18 protein-coding genes and 1 pseudogene are annotated in these 18,264 nt (G+C 65.7%); 10 read left to right on the top strand and 9 right to left on the bottom strand.

Going from position 1 to position 18,264, the window contains the following annotated elements:
• The first annotated feature begins 135 nt into the window (after window positions 1-135).
• Together ACFQZZ_RS01610 and ACFQZZ_RS01605 are read left to right on the top strand one after the other, a co-directional pair.
• Window positions 136-3,168 (top strand): alpha-mannosidase, encoded by a 3,033-nt coding sequence (locus tag ACFQZZ_RS01610; RefSeq protein WP_378672717.1) that lies wholly within the window; start codon window positions 136-138, stop codon window positions 3,166-3,168.
• Window positions 3,169-3,176: 8 nt separating this feature from the next.
• Window positions 3,177-3,441 (top strand): annotated as a pseudogene (locus ACFQZZ_RS01605) (Tn3 family transposase); the annotation flags it as partial.
• Between the two features lie 20 nt (window positions 3,442-3,461).
• Here the strand turns inward: ACFQZZ_RS01605 and ACFQZZ_RS01600 are convergent.
• The 5 genes from ACFQZZ_RS01600 to ACFQZZ_RS01580 all read right to left on the bottom strand — a co-directional run bounded on the left by ACFQZZ_RS01600 (window position 3,462) and on the right by ACFQZZ_RS01580 (window position 6,473).
• A complete protein-coding gene (locus tag ACFQZZ_RS01600) occupies window positions 3,462-4,178 on the bottom strand; it encodes a DUF998 domain-containing protein (RefSeq protein ID WP_378672715.1) in 717 nt (238 codons plus the stop codon).
• A gap of 229 nt (window positions 4,179-4,407) precedes the next feature.
• On the bottom strand, window positions 4,408-4,599 hold the full coding sequence (locus ACFQZZ_RS01595) for a hypothetical protein (protein WP_378672712.1): 192 nt from the start codon (window positions 4,597-4,599) through the stop codon (window positions 4,408-4,410).
• Window positions 4,596-5,453, bottom strand: a complete 858-nt coding sequence (locus ACFQZZ_RS01590) for a helix-turn-helix domain-containing protein (protein WP_378672710.1) — start codon at window positions 5,451-5,453, stop codon at window positions 4,596-4,598. The genes ACFQZZ_RS01595 and ACFQZZ_RS01590 overlap by 4 nt, the downstream gene beginning before the upstream one ends.
• A 126-nt stretch (window positions 5,454-5,579) precedes the next feature.
• The gene (locus ACFQZZ_RS01585) at window positions 5,580-5,954 is read right to left on the bottom strand and encodes a hypothetical protein (RefSeq protein WP_378672707.1); all 375 of its coding nucleotides are present in this window, start codon (window positions 5,952-5,954) and stop codon (window positions 5,580-5,582) included.
• Window positions 5,955-6,116: 162 nt separating this feature from the next.
• A complete protein-coding gene (locus ACFQZZ_RS01580; RefSeq protein ID WP_378672704.1) occupies window positions 6,117-6,473 on the bottom strand; it encodes a hypothetical protein in 357 nt (118 codons plus the stop codon).
• Window positions 6,474-6,856: 383 nt separating this feature from the next.
• Here ACFQZZ_RS01580 and ACFQZZ_RS01575 point away from each other — a divergent pair, with 383 nt between their 5' ends.
• On the top strand, window positions 6,857-7,054 hold the full coding sequence (locus ACFQZZ_RS01575; RefSeq protein WP_378673267.1) for a hypothetical protein: 198 nt from the start codon (window positions 6,857-6,859) through the stop codon (window positions 7,052-7,054).
• Here ACFQZZ_RS01575 and ACFQZZ_RS01570 read toward each other — a convergent pair.
• Window positions 7,006-7,149, bottom strand: coding sequence for an excalibur calcium-binding domain-containing protein (locus ACFQZZ_RS01570; protein WP_378673225.1), 144 nt, complete (start codon window positions 7,147-7,149; stop codon window positions 7,006-7,008). The genes ACFQZZ_RS01575 and ACFQZZ_RS01570 overlap by 49 nt on opposite strands.
• 73 nt (window positions 7,150-7,222) lie before the next feature.
• Here ACFQZZ_RS01570 and ACFQZZ_RS01565 point away from each other — a divergent pair, with 73 nt between their 5' ends.
• A complete protein-coding gene (locus ACFQZZ_RS01565) occupies window positions 7,223-7,423 on the top strand; it encodes a hypothetical protein (RefSeq protein ID WP_378673264.1) in 201 nt (66 codons plus the stop codon).
• Between the two features lie 306 nt (window positions 7,424-7,729).
• On the opposite strand, the gene ACFQZZ_RS01560 is transcribed toward ACFQZZ_RS01565, so the two are convergent.
• Both ACFQZZ_RS01560 and ACFQZZ_RS01555 read right to left on the bottom strand, forming a co-directional pair.
• Window positions 7,730-9,676: a glycoside hydrolase family 15 protein gene (locus ACFQZZ_RS01560; RefSeq protein ID WP_378672701.1), complete on the bottom strand. Its 1,947-nt coding sequence runs from the start codon at window positions 9,674-9,676 to the stop codon at window positions 7,730-7,732.
• Between the two features lie 207 nt (window positions 9,677-9,883).
• Window positions 9,884-10,141 (bottom strand): hypothetical protein, encoded by a 258-nt coding sequence (locus ACFQZZ_RS01555; RefSeq protein WP_378672698.1) that lies wholly within the window; start codon window positions 10,139-10,141, stop codon window positions 9,884-9,886.
• 530 nt (window positions 10,142-10,671) lie between these two features.
• Between ACFQZZ_RS01555 and ACFQZZ_RS01550 the strand changes: the two genes are divergently transcribed.
• Together ACFQZZ_RS01550 and ACFQZZ_RS01545 are read left to right on the top strand one after the other, a co-directional pair.
• Entirely contained in the window at window positions 10,672-11,421 is a 750-nt protein-coding gene (locus ACFQZZ_RS01550) for a FadR/GntR family transcriptional regulator (protein WP_378672695.1), read from the top strand.
• On the top strand, window positions 11,421-12,152 hold the full coding sequence (locus ACFQZZ_RS01545; protein WP_378672692.1) for a cache domain-containing protein: 732 nt from the start codon (window positions 11,421-11,423) through the stop codon (window positions 12,150-12,152). The genes ACFQZZ_RS01550 and ACFQZZ_RS01545 overlap by 1 nt, the downstream gene beginning before the upstream one ends.
• 63 nt (window positions 12,153-12,215) lie before the next feature.
• On the opposite strand, the gene ACFQZZ_RS01540 is transcribed toward ACFQZZ_RS01545, so the two are convergent.
• Window positions 12,216-13,172, bottom strand: coding sequence for a LysR family transcriptional regulator (locus ACFQZZ_RS01540; protein WP_378672689.1), 957 nt, complete (start codon window positions 13,170-13,172; stop codon window positions 12,216-12,218).
• A gap of 64 nt (window positions 13,173-13,236) precedes the next feature.
• Here ACFQZZ_RS01540 and ACFQZZ_RS01535 point away from each other — a divergent pair, with 64 nt between their 5' ends.
• The 4 genes from ACFQZZ_RS01535 to ACFQZZ_RS01520 are packed head-to-tail and all read left to right on the top strand — an operon-like array spanning window position 13,237 to window position 18,253.
• Window positions 13,237-14,397 (top strand): XdhC family protein, encoded by a 1,161-nt coding sequence (locus ACFQZZ_RS01535; protein ID WP_378672687.1) that lies wholly within the window; start codon window positions 13,237-13,239, stop codon window positions 14,395-14,397.
• A 57-nt stretch (window positions 14,398-14,454) separates the two neighbouring features.
• Window positions 14,455-15,345 carry an FAD binding domain-containing protein gene (locus ACFQZZ_RS01530; RefSeq protein ID WP_378672684.1) on the top strand — a complete coding sequence of 297 codons (891 nt, stop codon included), beginning with the start codon at window positions 14,455-14,457 and terminating at the stop codon, window positions 15,343-15,345.
• Between the two features lie 2 nt (window positions 15,346-15,347).
• On the top strand, window positions 15,348-15,866 hold the full coding sequence (locus ACFQZZ_RS01525; RefSeq protein ID WP_378672681.1) for a (2Fe-2S)-binding protein: 519 nt from the start codon (window positions 15,348-15,350) through the stop codon (window positions 15,864-15,866).
• Complete coding sequence (locus tag ACFQZZ_RS01520; RefSeq protein WP_378672679.1) at window positions 15,863-18,253, top strand: aerobic carbon-monoxide dehydrogenase large subunit; 2,391 nt, start codon at window positions 15,863-15,865, stop codon at window positions 18,251-18,253. The genes ACFQZZ_RS01525 and ACFQZZ_RS01520 overlap by 4 nt, the downstream gene beginning before the upstream one ends.
• The last annotated feature ends 11 nt before the right edge of the window (window positions 18,254-18,264 follow it).

Here is an 18,264-nt window from a genome sequence, read left to right as displayed (position 1 = left end):
AACCCGGTGCCGTTGGCGTCGCGGCCGGGTCGGTGAAACACGCAATATGAGCCGGTGTGCCCGAGAAATCACCGTGCTGTCGGAGAATGGGTGCGGTTCGTTGATCACGCCCCCGGTCCGATGGGAGCCACCGCTATGCACGATGACCGTCGGTTGGTCGAGAATCGCCTCGGGCGGGTCTTGGCAGAGCGGATCACTCCGGCGATCTACCCGGAGTCGGTGCCGCTGAAAGCGTCCATCTGGGTTGCGCCGGATGAGCCGGTACCGGTCGCCGAGGGCTTGGCCGCGCCCCGGACGCCTATCGAATCCGGCGCCAGGTGGGGCGCACCATGGGGGACCAGTTGGCTCACCGTCGAGGCGACGGTGCCTGACGTGTGGGCGGGCAAGACCGTCGAGGCGATCATCGATCTCGGTTTCGACCAGAACATGACGGGTTTCCAGTGCGAGGGCTTGGTCTATCGGCCGGACGGATCGCCGGTCAAGGGTTTGCACCCGCGTAATCAGTGGGTGCGTGTGGCGTCCCCCGCGGTCGGCGGTGAGCACGTGGTGTTGCACGTCGAGGCGGCTTCGAACCCGATCATTCACTTCTTCTCGCCGACCACGCTCGGCGAGAAGTCCACCGCCGGTGACGAGCCCCAGTACCGGTTGGGTCGGCTGGACCTCGCGGTATTCGACGACGAGGTCTGGCTGCTGGTGCAGGATCTGGAGGTGCTCGGCGAGCTGATGCACGAGATGCCCGAGGATCCCGCCCGCCGCTACGACATCGTGCGGGCGCTCGAGCGCGCGCTCGACGCCGTCGATCTGCAGAACGTGAACGCCACCGCCACGGCGGCGCGCGCGTGCTTGGTCGACGCGCTGGCCAAGCCGGCGGTGGCGTCCGCGCACAAGATCTCCGCGGTCGGGCACGCGCACATCGACTCGGCGTGGCTGTGGCCGCTGCGCGAGACGGTGCGCAAGGTGGCGCGCACCACCGCGAACATGACCGCGTTGCTGGCCGACGAGCCCGAGTTCATCTACGCGATGTCCCAAGCCGCGCAATACGACTTCATCAAGCGGCACCGACCCGAGGTCTACGAGCGGGTCAAGAACGCCGTGTCGGAAGGACGGTTCGTGCCGACCGGCGGCATGTGGGTCGAGTCGGACACGAATATGCCGGGCTCCGAAGCGATGGCGCGGCAGTTCGTGCACGGCAAGCGGTTCTTCCTGGAGGAGTTCGGTGTCGAGAACCAGGAGGCATGGCTGCCCGACACGTTCGGATTCGCCGCCGGGCTGCCACAGATCATCAAGGCCGCCGGGTCCAAATGGCTACTGACACAAAAGATCTCCTGGAGCCAGATCAACCAGTTTCCACACCACACCTTCCTGTGGGAGGGCATCGACGGAACCCGGATCTTCACCCATTTTCCGCCGGTCGACACTTATAACTGCTCGATGCATGGCCGCGAGATCGCGCACGCCGCAAGGAATTTCAAGGACAAGGGCCGGGCGTCGATGTCACTGGCACCGACCGGATGGGGCGACGGCGGTGGCGGGACGACACGGGAGATGGTCGCCAAGGCCGCCAGGATGAAGAACCTCGAGGGCTCGCCGAAGGTGTTGTGGGACACCCCCGCCGCCTTCTTCGCCAAGGCCGAGGCCGAGTATCAGAACCCGCCGGTGTGGGTGGGGGAGCTGTACCTGGAGTTGCACCGCGCCACGCTGACCAGTCAAGCCAAGACCAAGCAGGGTAACCGGCGCAGCGAGCACCTGCTGCGGGAAGCCGAGCTCTGGGCCGCCACGGCGGCGGTGCGGAAGAACTGCGAGTATCCCTACGCGGCACTGGACCGGATCTGGAAGACGGTGCTGCTGCACCAGTTTCATGACATCCTGCCGGGCTCGTCGATCGCATGGGTACACCGAGAGGCGCAGCAGGCCTACGCGGCAGTGGCCGAGGAGCTGACGACGATCATCGAACGGGCCCAATGGGTGCTCGGCGGTGAGCGGATGGGACCGAATTTCTTCAACCCGGCGCCGCACACTTGGCGATCGGTCCCGGCCGGTGCGGCGGCTGCGGTGGAGCCGGGTCAGTCGTGCTCGGTGGCCGAGCGCGCGGGTGGCGGGTTCGTCCTCGACAACAGACTGTTGCGGGTCGAAGTGGACGCGCGTGGACTCGTCGTGTCGGTGTTCGACCTCGAGAAGCAGCGTGAGACGCTTCCGCCGGGTTCGGCCGCGAACCTGCTGCAGCTGCACCCGGATTACCCGAACGCATGGGATGCTTGGGATGTCGAGCTCTTCTACCGAAACCGGGTCACCAACCTCACCGAAGCGGACTTCGTTGCGGTAGACACGGATTCGCCGGCCTCGGCTGTGGTGCGGGTGAGCCGCTCGTTCGGGTCTTCCAAAGTCGAGCAGACCTTGGCGCTGCGGGCGGGCGCGCGTTGCCTCGACATCGACACCAGCGTCGAGTGGTACGAGACGGAGAAATTCCTCAAACTGGCTTTCCCCCTGGACATCCACGCCGACCGCTATGCCTCCGAGACCCAGTTCGGGCATCTTTTCCGGCCTACCCACTCCAACACCAGCTGGGAGTACGCGAAATTCGAAGCCTGTAACCACCGGTTCGTCCATTTCGCAGAGCCGGGCTGGGGTGTGGCGCTCGTCAGCGACTCCACCTACGGACACGACGTCACCCGCACGGTCCGAGCCGATGGCGGGACAACGACAACACTGCGGGTTTCACTGTTGCGGGCGCCACGATTTCCAGATCCGGAGACCGACCACGGTGCACACTACTTCCGGCACTCGCTGGTCCCTGGCGCCTCGATCGGGGACGCCGTGTGTGAGGGCTACCGCGTCAACCTCACGCCGTTGCGGCCGGGTGTCGCCGAAGCCGTCGAACCGCTGTTCACCATCGACAATGACGCCGTGGTGACCAGCGCTGTCAAACTCGCCGACGACGGCAGCGGCGATATAGTGCTCCGAGTCTATGAGGCGCACGGCGGCCGTGCCTCGGCGCTGGTGGCCGTCGGCTTCGGTGTCGCCGGGTTCCAGGTCTGCGATTTGCTGGAGCGGCCGCTACCGGGGGACACCGCCGCGATCCAGGAGGGCGTGGGAGTTCGCTTGCGGCTGCGGCCTTTCCAGCTCGTCACGCTCCGGTTCGCCCGTTCCCCTGAATCCGTCGCCGGGTGAACAGCCGTCGGTTGGTCGGTGTGCTGGAGGTTGGGGTTCGTGGCGACGAGGTGTTCGCGTCCGGGCGGCAGAACACCCCTGGCCACCGCGCTCGAGGAGTACGGGGCCCTGCGGCGCACCGTCTACGCCGCCCGCTACTTGTCGGATCCTGACTATCGGCGCAAGATCTCCCGCCAGCTCAATAAAGGCGAGTCCCTGCATGCGCTGCGCCGGGACCTGCTGTACGCGCACGTGGGCACGATCCGCGCCCGCCAGCTCGACGACCAGACCGACCTGAGTTCTGACAGATCCATTTATTCGACAGACACGCGTGGGACTGGCCTGCTCATCAGGCGGATCGCCAACAGAGCAATCCAAATGCCGCCGGCAATGATCCCAATCCGTTCAATGAGCCCTGCTGGTCCCCCGTCTACCAATTTGGCGGTGAGGACGAAGGCGACATAAGAGGTGGCGACCAGCAGGCCAGTGGCAACCGAATACCGGGACCAGCCGCGACTTTCGAGCGCCTCATCGCGCCGCGCCAGCACGAAGCAAGCCGCAGTCAGCGAAGTGAACTGAACCAGACCAAGGAGACTATGAATGGCGCCGTGAATGGTTAGCGCGCTCGACGCTCCTGGTGGGTAACCTAGCGACGGGTCGGGAAGGATAGGCCCGATGGCGATGAAGGTGAGGCCATAGATGCCGAGCAGGATGGGGCCCCAGGTGGAACCACGTCCGGTACGCAGAAGCAGCCGCATCCCGATGGCAAAAGCGAGCAGGAGCGCTCCGGTCACGATGTAGTTGGTTATTTGCATCCACCCACCAGGCCCCAGTTCGAGGTTGCTGTCGGGGACTATCCAGGCGTTGTAGTCAGGGCGTATGGCCCCAAGGATGAGAATGACAACAATGTTGAGCAGCGGAGCAATGACACCGCAAGCCAGCAGCAGTCTCATCGCCGCTGACTGCTCTCCAGTACTTTGTGCTGAGGTTTCCATATGATTTTCTCCTTTGCCGCAAGATGCGGCCGTCATGATCGTGTGTTCCTTTTATGAGTATTTCGACGGCCCGGCTGCAATCGGCCGTCTACGAATTCGTCATCGTCGTTCGGGCTCTCCGGTGTGGTATTCGCCGCGTCGGGGAAGGCCGTGAGCTAGGGGTAGGCATCCGGGAGGTATTCGGCGAGGCCGCTGGTGCGGTTGATCAACATTCGGACCGTGATCGTCGCGCCGTGTTCGCCGGGAACACCAGATCCGGTCACCATCACGCACCTCGGCGAACAACTCCGGGCATGCCCGCGCGATGAACGGTCTCCAGGGCGGTCTGTAGCTTCGCAGGGCTGAGGGTGTCGGTCACGACACGTGTCCTCTCGTCGTCGATCGGGGTGAGGGTTCGAGTTGCGTTCGGCTCGCCGACCGCACCCGAGGTGAACACCACTATCGACCGATCGGTCATCCCGGAGATTGGAAAAATGTTCCCCAGGCCCGGTACCGATCCCGGGCGATGACAGGCAGATTGTCCGCGTGCAGCGTCCCCGGTGTGCGGTCCGCGAAGATCGCCACATCCCGGCACAGATGAGCCTGATCGGTGTACCCACACACCGCAGCGACGTCGGCGGCGGGCCGGCCCGCCAGCAAACCGTTGACCGCGCACCGGAATCGGACCAGCATCGCCGCCCGCTTGGGTGTCAGACCGATCTGGGATTCGAACCTCGCCCACAGCCGTTTACGGCTCCATCCGAGGGATTCGGCGAGCTCGCCGACCTTCACCTGGCCACCGGAGGCGAGTATGCGATGCCAGGCGGCGATCACCTCGGGATCCGGCGTCCGCATCGGCCTGTCGCACTGCGCCAGAAACGATTTCGTCAGTGCGAACCGTTCCTCCCAGGTCCCGGCGTCCGCGAGTTGCTCCCGCAGTCGCCGAACCTCGGATCCCCACAGCTCCTCCAACGGGACAACGCCACGGCCCAGATCGGTTGCGGCAATACCCAACAGGGAGTGCGCCCGGATCGGCGACAAGCGAACCTCCACGCACTCGGCCTGCCTGCTATGAATGCGCGTGGTCGCCATGGGAAGTCCGACGACGAAACCGCCCAGTGCCTGCCGCCCACCAGCGTCGTCGACAATCAGTTCGCGACCCCCGAACTCGATTACCACGGCGACCGCCGTCGTCGCGGCAACCCGCATGTCCAACCCAGCGCCACCCACATCGCGGTATCCGATGATCGCGGCACCCGACGGCGCGGCAGCGGACGGACCCGCGAAATCCCAACCCACACCAGGCCCGCAGCCGATATCCGCAACTCCCACCCGGTCCAGGCTACGGAAACGTGAAAACCCTGCGCAGCACCCAAACGCAACATTGCGATGGAAGTCGGGCACGTTCAGAGGAGTGTCGTCCAAGACGAGTTCGCAGAACTCCAATCCGGCCGATGCTCATCGCGGAGTGGACGATGGCCGCCATCGCTGATCTGCTCGGGAATTTGTACGTCGCGGGTGAACGCGGCTCAGGCCACTGCGAACGGCGGCGTCCGGGAGCAGCGGCCACAAGGGCCGCCCTATCACCGGGTTCAACAGCAGGTTGGCGATCGGGCCGTTGTCGGTCAACGCATCCAGCTGCGGACCGGTGTCGACCAGCGCGAGCGCTGGCTCTTTCCCGGTCGCCGCGCCGGCCAGCCGCTCCGGCCGGAAACCCTCGGCCAGTAGACCGTCAAGAATGGAATCCCCAGCATCACCGGCCGCGTCGCCGCACTCCGGCAACTCGTGCTCCAAGCCCCGGCGCCAGTGGTCGCCGACGCTCTGGGCATCCACTACACCACCGCTCACCGACACGTCGCGCAGGCCGGAGGCACCTGGAACCGCTACGCGCCCGGCGATCACGATCGCGGTGACCCGCCCTCACGTCCGAATAGCGACTACTTGAATAGCGGTCCCGGCCAGTCTGGGACCCCCTACCGCGCGCAGTGGCGACGGTCAGGGCGCGGCACCCTTAACCTGGTCGCGCCACATCTTGACGGTCACCACAGCGAAAAGCATGAGTACCGCCCCCACGACAATGAAGATCCATCCGAAGACGTGCCGGGTGTCGAGTTCCTCCTGCTTGGCCGCACGGCCCGACTTGCTCGAGATCTCGTTCCAGCTGCGGTCGTAGGTCACGCATTCGGCGTCCTCGGCGACATTGTTTCCGCCGCAGAAGCCGCCCGGGGTGAGTTCCTGCTGGGTGAAATTCCAGCCGAGGACCAGCAAGCCCACCGCGAGGGCGGCAACCACTATGAGTATCGTGCTCAGGCATCCGACCTGGGACTTGGTCATAGGTTCCTGATCGGTCATATGCCACCGCTCCCTCTCCCCGAATCGGGTCGATCTTCGCACAGTGCCCAAGCGAGCACACTACTTCGGATCATCGAGGCGGGCAGCCGATTTCACCCCCGACTTCGCCCTGGCTGTTCCCCAGCATCCACTACACCACCGCCCACCGGCACCTCGCCCAGGCTGGCGGCACCTGGAACCGCTACGCACCCGGCAATCACGACCGCTGAGGACCACCGACCCGCTCACCTTGAATACCGACTACCTGAATACCGATCACTACCAGTCGGCGACCCCGTCTATCACCGACCTCAGCGACCTTGAACAGTCGCCACTGCCGTCCCGACTCGCCTGCGGCGACACCGCACGCACGACGTCGTCACGCGGGTGCGGACACCGGCGCGGTGAGCCGGGCTCGGTCCTCGGATTTGCTGACCTTCGTCGAAAAGCTCACCCGGGCAACCGGAGTCAGGATCGACGAAGACAACTATCCGCACTCGACTTCGATACGGTTCTGCGGCGGCGCGGCGGCTTTCGGTGGTTTCGCCGGCCTCTACTCGCAGGCGATGCCGTCGTTGTCTCGGTCCAGTTTCGAACTGTAGCCGGGTTCGCCACGTCGTAGCGGCGCGGCGCCCGCAGCGCGAGCTGCGGTGCAGTTGGGGTAGTAGACGCTGGGAGACGAGGGGGTTGTCGGCACCGGCGCGGCGGCTGGAGGTGCGGCGGGCGCGGGTGCCGCAGCCGGCGGTGCGGGCGCGACGATCCCTGGTGGTGTGGCTGGCGTAGTCGGTATCACCGAGGTTGTCGTCGGAGCGGGCGTCGCGCTCGTGGCGGGTGCCGCCGAGGTGGTGAGCCGCGCGCTGGTGGGCGGTGTCGACGCGGTCTCGGTGCCGCACGCCGCAGCTGCGAGCGTGACTGCCGCGAAAGTGATGAGGACGTCGGCATATCGCCGTGTGATTGCCATGGTTGCCTGATTCCGAGGTAGAGGCGCGCGTCCGAGCGCCGGCCTGGGTAAGCCGCTTCCCCCGACAAGGAGCAAGCGCGTTCTACCATGGTTCACCGCCGCACGGACCGTACCCAGAGTTGTTGGTCTACGGTCGTTTTCGGCCCTACGCAGTACGGACACCGGTGGGACTGTCCCGTCTATCGCCACCGCCCCCGACGCGTTTCGGTCCGACGCCTCGACACGCCGGATCTCCGAGCGGTGAGACCAGATCACGGACGAGTGTGTTCCCGGCGCACAAGTCGTCGAGCTGTTGTTGTAATCGCCAGCGTCGGGGTCAGCGGTGCAGGTATCCCGGTGTGAATGATGCGTCGTCCAGTCGTGGGGCGATCGATTCCCCGCCGAGTGCCTGCCGCAGTATGGCTTGTTCGTCCTGGATGACGTGCATTACGGCGTTGATCAGGGCGAGGTGGGTGAACGCCTGGGGATAGTTGCCCCAGTGCCGGCCGGTTCGAGGGTCGATCTCCTCGGCGTAGAGGCCCAGGGGACTGGCGTAGGCAAGCAGTTTCTCGCACAGCTGTTTGGCTCGTTTCTTTTCGCCGATCTCCGACAGCGCCGCAACCAGCCAGAACGAGCAGATCGTGAACGCACCTTCTTCCCCAGCGCATCCATCGTCGGTTTCACTGACGCGGTACCGCAATACGAGGCCGTCCTCTGTCAGTTCGTCGGCGATGGCCAACACCGTGTTGCGTACCCGGTCGTCGTCGGGGGGCAGGAAACGAACCAGCGGGATGAGCAGGGTCGAAGCATCCAGCGCCGTGCTGCCGTAGTACTGGGTGAAGACCTGCCGGGAGTCGACCGCATGGGTGCATATGTCGGCGTGGATTTCGTCTGCGGCCTGTTGCCAGCGATGCGCGCGTTCGAAGTCCTGGTGGATGCGGGCCAGTCGGGCGCCGCGATCGGCGGCGACCCAACACATGACTTTGCTGGAGGTGAAGTGTTGGGGCTCTCCGCGTACTTCCCAGATGCCATGGTCGGGCTCGCGCCAGTAGGTGAGCGCGCTTTTGACCGCCCGGCCCAGCAGCGGCCAGGCTCGTGCGTCGATTTGGTCTTGGTTGCGCGCGTAGAGATAGACCGCGTCCAGCGCAGCGCCCCACACATCGTGCTGGCGTTGCTGGTACGCGTCGTTGCCGATGCGCACGGGGCCGGCATTCTCGTAGCCGCGCAGGTGGGTGAGGGTCTGCTCGGTGAGGTCGGTTTCGCCGCCGATGCCGTAGACAATCTGCATGTCCCGGACGTCTTCGGTCAAGTTGATGATGTAGGAGAAGAAGTCGTTCGCCTCCCAGCTGAAGCCCAGTGTGTACAGGCCCCACAGCGCGAAGGCGGAGTCGCGTATCCACGAGTAGCGGTAGTCCCAATTGCGTTGTCCGCCTGGGGTTTCGGGTAATGATGTGGTGGCAGCGGCGCTGATGGCACCGGTGGGTGCGAAGGTCAGACCCTTGAGGGTCAGCGCGCTGCGGGTGAGCTGGCCGGTCCACGGATGGTCCGGAAACCGCCCGCCGGCCAGCCAGTGCCGCCAATGGTGGATTGTCTGCAGCAGCCGTTCATCGGCCTCGTCAACAGCGCGGGGGGCGTCGCGACTACCCCAGGAGAGCGCGCAGAAGCGTGTGTCGCCCGCCTTCAGCAAGGTGCGGGCAAGCGCGTGTGTACCTTCCAGCCCCAAGCGCATGTCGGTGCTCAGCGTCAGCTGCAGATCAATCCCGTCAGCGCTGGCCTGCGCGAGGTGGTAGCTGTCGAGGTACTCCCAATGAGCGCGATGCCTGCCGTAGCCGAAGGACGGCTGACAGTCGAGCCCGAACTGGATCTGCCCGGTCTCACAGTGCACGGTCCGCAGCAGAATATGCTCGGCGTCGTAGTCGGTGGGGGTTCGACGATGGGCGCTACGGCCGGGTGTCTGGTGCCGCCACGGCCCGACCAGCAGCACATCGCGAACCGTCGCCCACCCTTCGCCACTGCGCCAACTCGTCTCCATGACCATCGTGCCAGGGACGTAGCGGCGATCGGAGGGCACCATGAAGTCGGCGGGGGCGAACCGAAACGAGCCGGCGGAACGATCGAGTATGGCTGCGAAAACACTCGGGGAGTCCATGCGGGGTAGACACATCCACTCGATGGCTCCGCTGGGGGCGATAAGTGCAGTGACTTCGCAGTCGGAAATGAACCCGTAGTCGTCGATGCGCGGGAACGCCGTGAGCCGCGGCGTGCGTTCGATCTCGTCGTCCATGTGTTGCTCCATCGCCATCTCGGCGCTGACATCTGGCTGGCTGTTCCAGGCGATTGCCTGGTGAACCGCTTTCTTTCTCGACCGGACTAGCGGATCGGGACATGAGTGATGTGGCGTTTCCGAATAGCCCACCACCTTGTCGGTCGTGTCGGCAAGCCCGGCGTGCGCCGCGACGTGATGAGCGCGGTCGACCCACGTTCGGCGACGTTAGGCAAATGCCCGCTGTCCGGCCGCCAGAGGCAGCGGCGGAATGAGCTTCGTCCAGAATTCGTGGCGGACCGCATCCCACAGCCTCGTCAGTTCCGGAAGGAGTTCTCGCGCCAGGGCGAGATCCGGGTAGTTGCTGGGGCAGAAGGATGCTACCGGCGAAGCGTCGGATGCGTTGTCCACGGCGACAATTGCGATCAGATGATGCTGAACCAAGCGCCACGTGACACGCAGTCCGTCGACTTCCGTTCGGCGCATTTCATCCATCTTCGATACCCCGTCGCCGCACGCTTACCTTGTGCATTCGGCGACCACTATCAACCGGCCGCACTCGGCTATGCGCCACCATCTCGGCTGGCAACTCGGCATGGCCCCGGATGCACCACTGGAGGTGCCCGCTAGGACAGGTCGGGGTCTCGGACATGAGGAATTCCTGCTTCGATCGTGACGCCGGCGCGTCATGGTGTCCGGGTGGGGCAGTTCACATGCCTTGAACATAAGACATTAGATTTCATAGTTCAAGAGGTTCCCCAGTAAAAATCGCGTTACGTCCTCACCGTCCATCTGGCACGCCGCCTCGCCGACTGGCAGCTCGGCGAGTTATGTCGGTCGGACAGTCGACCCGTCGGTTGCCCCAGCAGGGCGTACGGCGGAAATGCGGGTGGCCGCGAAGCGCTCCGGGGCTCCGGAGCGCGGCTGACCAAGGGTGTACCTCTAACTTTAGAGTTCATAGTTCAACTGTTAGTTGGCTAGAATCATGTCACGTCCCCGCCACCCGAGGAGTCGCGTTGTCCCACCAGGAGAGGGCCGGATTGACCGCGCTCGGCGCCGTGCTGTCACCGCTCGAGGGCGGCGGCCCGAAAACCGAGGCCGTGGTGCAGCGGTTGTCTGCTGCGATCAGCCTCGGCGTGATGGTCGACGGCCAACAGTTGCCGAGCGAGACCGATCTCGCCAACCAGTTGGGTGTATCGACGATGACCCTGCGCGAAGCGCTGGTCGTACTTCGGCACCAGGGCATCGTGCACACCAAGCGCGGGCGCGGGGGCGGCAGCTTCATCAGCGCTTCGGCGGAGGTCTTCGAGAACACCTCGCTGGCGCGGTTGCAACAGATGAGCATCCAGGAGCTGCGCGATCTGGGGGACGAGCACTTCGCCGTCACCGGAGCTGTCGCTGTGTTTGCCGCGCGGCGCGGGGTGCGGGCCGATATAGTTCGGCTCCGCGCCCTTGCCGACCGGCTGAAGGACAGCACCGAACTCGTCTCGGCACGCCGGGCCGACAGTCGCTTTCATATCGAGATGGCGGTGTGCGCGCAGTCGACCCGGCTGACCCGCGCCGAGGTCGGTCTGCAGGCCGAGCTCTCCGCCTTGCTCTGGCTGCCGCGGCTGAAACTGGACCCGGCGGCTGAGGCGGCCGCCCACCGTGACCTGGTGGACGCGATCGAACGAGAAGACGATGCCCAGGCGAGAGAACTGGCAGAATCGCATACAGAATCACGCATCCGCCGCCTCGTCGCCCTACGCTTGGAGCTCAGTGATTGATGAGGGATACCGATAACTTTCCGGCCCCGGCAACCGTCGAGTCGCTCGCTGCTTCCGTCGCAAAACTGGCCGACGACACCTACCTGTCGCTGGCAACCATCGGAACCGCGCTGACAACCCTGTGGGATGGTCTCACCGAGAAGCTACGGTCCGCTCCCCGGTCGGCTGATCTGGCACCGCTGCGCGAGACCATTTTCGGCGAGCTCGAGCGGCGCGGAAAGCTGTTCACCGGCGCGGGCGTAGTGATGGCCGACGGCGTTCTCGCGGACCGCCCCCGACACCTGGAATGGTGGCTTCCGGACGCGCAACGCCTGATGCTGGAATTGAATCCCCATAGTGAATACTTCTACGACTACACCAAAATGGACTGGTTCACGATTCCGCGCGAGCAGGGTCGGCGATGGGTGCAGGGTCCGCACCTCGATTACGCGTGTTCCGATCAGTACGTGTGCACATTCTCGATACCGGTCACGACCACATCGGGAACATTCCTCGGAATCGCCGGTGCCGATGTGCCTGTTGCCGCGATCGAGGAGGTCTTGCTTCCGCGATTCCAGGCATCCGGTCAGCGGGTAGTGCTGGTCAACGACGAAGGCCGCGTCATTATGGGCACCGATCCCGAATTCACGACCGGATCCAAGACGACCCGGATGGACAAATCTGCTGCGACAGTCCCGATCGAGGCGATGCCTTGGTCGTTGCATCCGCTGGGATCCATTGCATCCCACTGACACCGCAGAACACCGATAGGACCGGGCTACACCCGAGCCGATGCTCCGCTGTGGTGCCCGCGTTCAACTCCAGAGCGTCACATGCACTTTCGGACGGAACCGGGTGACGCCCACGCCGGACCCGCGGATCATCGCCTGGATGCATCGCGGGGTGGTGATGAACCGCAGCAGTTCCGACACCGCGGGCTGGCGGGTTTCAGGCGGCAGGGTGGTCGCGCACCACTCATCGGATACCTGAAGGCCGGGTCCCTTGATGTGGCTCAACCGACCGGCCGCGAGGTCGGAGGAGACGGCGAAGCCGATCGTCAGGGTGATGCCCCCGACACGGCGGACCTCTTCGAGGGCGGCAGCGTCGCTCTGGAAGATCCGCTGGTGTGATTCGGGAATGGCCAAGTCGCGCAGCATCGTCGCGATGTGCCCGTCGACACTGCCGGCGCTGGGGCCGAGCATCCACTGCTGCTCCCGCAGCAGCGCCGGATGTGCTGCGACGTCCGCCAGCGGGCTGTCGGGGCGCGCGACCGAAATGATCTGATACTTCAGGAACGGCCGGGCAGTGATGGTCGTGTCGGTACCGTCCTGCCCGGGCCCCAGCGCGATGTCCACCGCACGGGTCTCGATCAGGCTGCGGAACTGGCTGGTGGGATGCACACTCAGCTCGACCGACAGATCCTTCGCCCGCGCCGCGAACAGGTCGATGAGGCCGGGCGCGGCATGTTCGGCGAACGCGCTCGATGCCGCGATGTGGAGCAGCCGTCGGCCGTGCGCCGCCTCGCTCACCTCGATGGCGGTCTGGCGCTGCAGTCCAAGAATCTCGATCGCCCGGCTGGCCAGGCGCAGCCCGCCGGGCGTGAACGCCAGACCCGACGCCGTGCGGGTGAACAACGGGTCGTCGAGCTCCTTGCGCAGCTGAGCGATGTGCGTCGAAACACCGGCGTCGGACATCCCCAGCTCTCTGGCCGCCGCATGGACGGAGCCGAGCCGCACCACGGTCGAGTAGGCCCGAAGCTGGGCGGGCGTCACGATCCGAGTCTACTTTGGAGGTGGACGCAGCGCCTACAGTCGCGCCGCGCCTGGAGGACACATCATGCAGGACGTGCTCTCGGATCTGATGACAACCTGGAACGCCGGGGGCACGGCTGGGGTCGCGACGGTCGTGCGGACCTTCCGTTCGTCGCCGCGACCGCCCGGTGCGGCCATGGTCGTCGCCCCGGACGGGACAGTCGGCGGTTCGGTCTCCGGTGGCTGCGTCGAGGGCGCGGTCTACGAACTCGCCACCGACGTCGTCCGGACCGGTCGTCCGGTGCTGCAGCGCTACGGCTTCTCCGACGACGACGCGTTCGCCGTTGGTCTCACCTGTGGCGGCATCATCGACATCTTCATCGAAGCGATCTCGCGGGAGACGTTTCCGGAACTCGGCGAGGTCGCCGCCGACATCGCCGACCAGCGGCCGGTCGCGATCGCGACCGTCATCGAGCACCCTGATCCCGCCCGGGTAGGGCGACGGCTGCTGATCCGGCCGAGCAATGCGCACGGCACGCTGGGGTCGGCGCGCGCCGACGATGCGGTGATCGATGACGCGGGCGGGCTGCTCGCGGCGGGCCGCAGCGAGGTGCTGTCCTACGGTCCGGACGGCCAGCGTCGCGGTGAGGGCATGGCGGTTTTCGTCGCCAGCTATGCCCGACAGCCGCGGATGCTGGTGTTCGGTGCGATCGATTTCGCCGCCGCCGTCGCCCAGCAGGGATCGTTCCTCGGGTACCGGGTGACGGTGTGCGACGCGCGGCCGGTCTTCGCCACCTCCGCCAGGTTCCCGACCGCCGACGAGGTCGTCGTCGACTGGCCACACCGCTACCTGGCCGCGCAGATCGCGGCCGGTGCGGTCGATTCGCAGACCGTCGTCTGCGTGCTGACCCACGATCCCAAGTTCGACGTTCCGCTACTCGAGGTGGCGCTGCGCGCGCCGGAGATCGGCTATGTCGGCGCCATGGGGTCGCGCCGCACACACGACGAGCGGCTGTCCCGGCTGCGACAGGCCGGCCTCACCGACGACCAACTCGCCCGACTTGCCAGCCCGATCGGGCTGGATCTGGGAGGCCGGACACCAGAAGAGACGGCGGTGTCCATCGCGGCCGAGATCATCGCGCGACGCTGGGGCGGACACGGCCGCTCACTGGCCCAAACCGGCGGCCGGATTCACCACACACCGGGCGCGAACAGCGAATTAAGTGATTCCTTAAATCGGTCTTGACGACTGCATCGGCGGGGCAGAGGCTGAGCCCATTCCCGCGAATGTGAGGTCGATCACATGCAAGTTCCTGGGCCATTCGAATACGAGCGCGCAACGGGTGTGGATCACGCCATCGGACTACTGGACCGGCTGGGGGAGGAGGCGCGCATCATCGCGGGCGGGCACAGTCTGCTGCCGATGATGAAGCTGCGTCTGGCCAATCCGGAATACCTCATCGACATCAACGACCTGGCAGCCGAGCTGGGATACATCGTCACCGATCCGACCCTGGTGCGAATCGGTGCGATGGTCCGGCATCGGAACTTGCTCGAATCAGACCGCCTCGCCGCGGTGTGCCCGATTTTCCGTGACGCCGAGCGCGTGATCGCCGATCCGGTCGTGCGCAACCGCGGCACGATCGGCGGCTCGCTGTGCCAGGCCGATCCCGCCGAAGATCTCACCACGGTCTGCACGGTCCTCGGCGCCACCTGTCTGGTGCGCGGACCGTCCGGCGAACGGGAGATCGCGATGGACGACTTCCTGGTCGGTCCGTACGAAACCGCCATGTCGCACAACGAACTTCTGATCGAGATCCGAATTCCCGTGCGGCATCGGACATCGAGTGCCTACGCGAAGGTTGAGCGCCGGGTCGGCGACTGGGCGATCGCGGCGGCCGGCGCGACGGTGACACTGCACGGCGGGACGATCGCGGCCGCGCGGATCGGTCTGACGGCCGTCAACCCCGATCCGGCGGCGCTCGCCTCCTCGGTGGACGTGCTTCTCGGCGAGCCGCCCACCGAGGAGGTCTTCTCGGAGGCGGGCCGCCGGGCGAGCGCAGCGTGCTCACCGGTCTCCGATGCGCGCGGCAGCACGGACTACAAGCGCCATCTCGCGTCCGAACTGACGATTCGCGTGCTGCGCACCGCGGTCGAACGCGTACTGAATGTTTCTGCGCTGGAAGGGAATTAGCCATGCAGGTAACCATGACCGTCAACGGCGAGCCGGTGACCGCGGAGGTCGAGCCACGCACCCTGCTCGTGCACTTCCTGCGAGATCAGTTGCGGCTCACCGGAACCCACTGGGGCTGTGACACCAGCAACTGCGGCACCTGTGTGGTGGAGGTCGACGGCGAACCGGTGAAGTCGTGCACGATGCTGGCCGTCATGGCCGGCGGTCGTGCGGTGCGCACCGTAGAGGGGCTCGAGGTGGACGGCCAACTCGACCCCGTGCAGGAGGGCTTCATGCAGTGTCACGGGTTGCAGTGCGGATTCTGCACACCGGGAATGATGATCACCGCCCGCGCCCTGCTCGACCGCAACCCGAACCCCGATGAGCAGACCATCCGGGAGGCGATCTCGGGCCAGATCTGCCGCTGCACCGGATACACCACCATCGTGCGGTCGATCCTGTGGGCCGCGGCGAAGCAACGAGGCGAAGCGGCGGAGCCCGAACCCGCTGCCAAAGCAGCGCCGGTACGGAGCGCATCATGACCGCCGTCGAGTCCCGCCCCGAAGACCGCGTCGACAACGACCACAAGCCGTGTGGTCACGGCAGGATGCTCCGCAAGGAGGATCCGCGGTTCATCAGGGGACGCGGCAATTACGTCGACGACGTGTCGTTGCCCGGCATGCTGCATTTGGCGATCCTGCGTTCCCCGTTCGCGCACGCGCGGATCGTGAGCGTCGATGTCTCTGCGGCACAGGCACATCCAAAGGTCAGAGCGGTTGTCACGGGTGCGGATCTGGCGGCGAAGGGACTGGCCTGGATGCCGACGCTGTCCAACGATGTGCAGGCGGTGCTTGCGACGGATAAGGTCCGGTTCCAGGGCCAGGAGGTGGCCTTCGTCGTCGCCGAGGATCGCTACTCCGCGCGTGATGCGTTGGAGCTCATCAACGTCGAGTACGAGATGCTCGATCCGGTGATCGACGCCCGGACCGCACTGGCGCCCGAGATGCCGGTGATCCGCGATGATCTCGAGGGCAAGCGGGACAACCGGTGCTTCGACTGGGAGACCGGCGACGCCGCCGCGACCGAGGCGGTGTTCGCGCGCGCCGACGTCGTAGTCAAGCAGGAGATCGTCTATCCGCGAGTGCATCCAGCCCCGATGGAGACCTGCGGTGCCGTCGCGGATCTCGATCCTGTGACGGGGAAGCTCACGCTGTGGTCGACGAGCCAGGCGCCACATGCCCACCGCACGCTCTACGCGTTGGTGGCAGGACTGCCCGAGCACAAGATCCGGGTGATCTCACCCGATATCGGCGGCGGGTTCGGCAACAAGGTGCCCATCTATCCGGGATACGTCTGCGCCATCGTCGGGTCGCTGTTGCTGGGCAAACCGGTGAAGTGGATGGAGGATCGCAGCGAAAATCTCACCAGCACCGGGTTCGCCCGCGACTACATCATGGTCGGCGAGATCGCCGCCGACGCCGACGGCAAGATCCTCGCCATCCGGTCGACCGTGCTCGCCGATCACGGCGCCTTCAATGGCCAGGCCGCGCCGTTGAAGTATCCGGCCGGCTTCTTCGGCGTCTTCACCGGTAGCTACGACATCGAGGCCGCCTACTGCAAGATGACCGCGGTCTACACGAACAAGGCCCCCGGCGGCGTTGCCTACGCGTGCTCGTTCCGGATCACCGAGGCCGTGTACTTCGTCGAGCGGTTGGTGGATTGCCTCGCCTACGAACTGAAGATGGATCCGGCCGAGCTACGGCTGCGGAATCTCCTTCGCCCCGAACAGTTCCCGTACACGAGCAAGACCGGCTGGGTCTACGACTCCGGCGACTACGAGAAGACCATGCGCCTGGCGATGGACATGATCGGCTACGACGCCTTGCGAAAAGAACAGCAGGACAAGCGCGCCCGCGGCGAGTTGATGGGCATCGGGATGTCTTTCTTCACCGAGGCGGTCGGCGCGGGTCCGCGCAAGGATATGGACATCCTCGGACTCGGGATGGCCGACGGATGCGAGCTACGCGTCCATCCGACGGGCAAGGCCGTTGTGCGCCTGTCGGTTCAGACCCAGGGGCAGGGGCACGAGACGACGTTCGCCCAGATCGTCGCCGAAGAGCTCGGCATACCACCGGACGACATCGACGTCGTGCACGGCGACACCGATCAGACTCCGTTCGGCCTCGGCACCTACGGGACCCGGTCGACACCGGTCTCGGGCGCCGCTGCCGCATTGGTGGCGCGGAAGGTGCGCGACAAGGCGCGGATCATCGCGTCCGGCATGCTCGAGGTCTCCGTCGCCGATCTCGAGTGGGAGAAGGGCTCGTTCCGCGTCAAGGGCGATCCGTCCGCGGCTGTGACGATCCAGCAGATCGCGATGCGCGCACACGGCGCCGGTGATCTGCCCGAAGGCATCGAGGGCGGACTCGACGCGCAGATCTGTTACAACCCGGAGAATCTCACCTACCCGTATGGTGCGTACTTCTGCGTCGTCGACATCGACCCGGGGACGGCCGTGGTAAAGGTCCGGCGCTTCCTAGCTGTGGACGACTGCGGCACCCGCATCAATCCGATGATCATCGAGGGCCAGGTGCACGGCGGTCTCACCGACGGCATCGGCATGGCGCTGATGGAGATCATGGCCTTCGACGAGGACGGCAACTGCCTCGGCGGATCCCTGATGGATTACCTCATCCCGACGGCGCTCGAGGTTCCGCATTTCGAGACCGGGTACACGGTCACCCCGTCGCCGCACCACCCGATCGGCGCGAAAGGCGTCGGCGAATCGGCCACAGTCGGATCACCGCCAGCGGTGGTCAACGCGGTGGTGGATGCGTTGGCGCCGTTCGGAGTTCGGCACGCCGACATGCCGCTGACGCCGTCGCGGGTGTGGGAAGCGATGCAGGGGCGGGCCACACCGCCTATCTGAGTGGGTGCGAG

Source organism: Nocardia sp. GCM10030253, assembly GCF_042675075.1.
GTDB lineage: Bacteria > Actinomycetota > Actinomycetes > Mycobacteriales > Mycobacteriaceae > Nocardia.
Note: the sequence above shows the minus strand (reverse complement) of the source record. Positions and strands in the feature narration are given on the sequence as shown.

Bases quoted from the DNA above. Each gene is read 5' to 3' on its own strand.
- ACFQZZ_RS01610 (WP_378672717.1), top strand. From the start codon at position 136: ATGCACGATGACCGTCGGTTGGTCGAGAATCGCCTCGGGCGGGTCTTG.
- ACFQZZ_RS01600 (WP_378672715.1), bottom strand. From the start codon at position 4,178: ATGACGGCCGCATCTTGCGGCAAAGGAGAAAATCATATGGAAACCTCA.
- ACFQZZ_RS01595 (WP_378672712.1), bottom strand. From the start codon at position 4,599: ATGACCGATCGGTCGATAGTGGTGTTCACCTCGGGTGCGGTCGGCGAG.
- ACFQZZ_RS01580 (WP_378672704.1), bottom strand. From the start codon at position 6,473: ATGACCGATCAGGAACCTATGACCAAGTCCCAGGTCGGATGCCTGAGC.
- ACFQZZ_RS01560 (WP_378672701.1), bottom strand. From the start codon at position 9,676: ATGGACGACGAGATCGAACGCACGCCGCGGCTCACGGCGTTCCCGCGC.
- ACFQZZ_RS01555 (WP_378672698.1), bottom strand. From the start codon at position 10,141: ATGCGCCGAACGGAAGTCGACGGACTGCGTGTCACGTGGCGCTTGGTT.
- ACFQZZ_RS01545 (WP_378672692.1), top strand. From the start codon at position 11,421: ATGAGGGATACCGATAACTTTCCGGCCCCGGCAACCGTCGAGTCGCTC.
- ACFQZZ_RS01535 (WP_378672687.1), top strand. From the start codon at position 13,237: ATGCAGGACGTGCTCTCGGATCTGATGACAACCTGGAACGCCGGGGGC.
- ACFQZZ_RS01530 (WP_378672684.1), top strand. From the start codon at position 14,455: ATGCAAGTTCCTGGGCCATTCGAATACGAGCGCGCAACGGGTGTGGAT.
- ACFQZZ_RS01525 (WP_378672681.1), top strand. From the start codon at position 15,348: ATGCAGGTAACCATGACCGTCAACGGCGAGCCGGTGACCGCGGAGGTC.
- ACFQZZ_RS01520 (WP_378672679.1), top strand. From the start codon at position 15,863: ATGACCGCCGTCGAGTCCCGCCCCGAAGACCGCGTCGACAACGACCAC.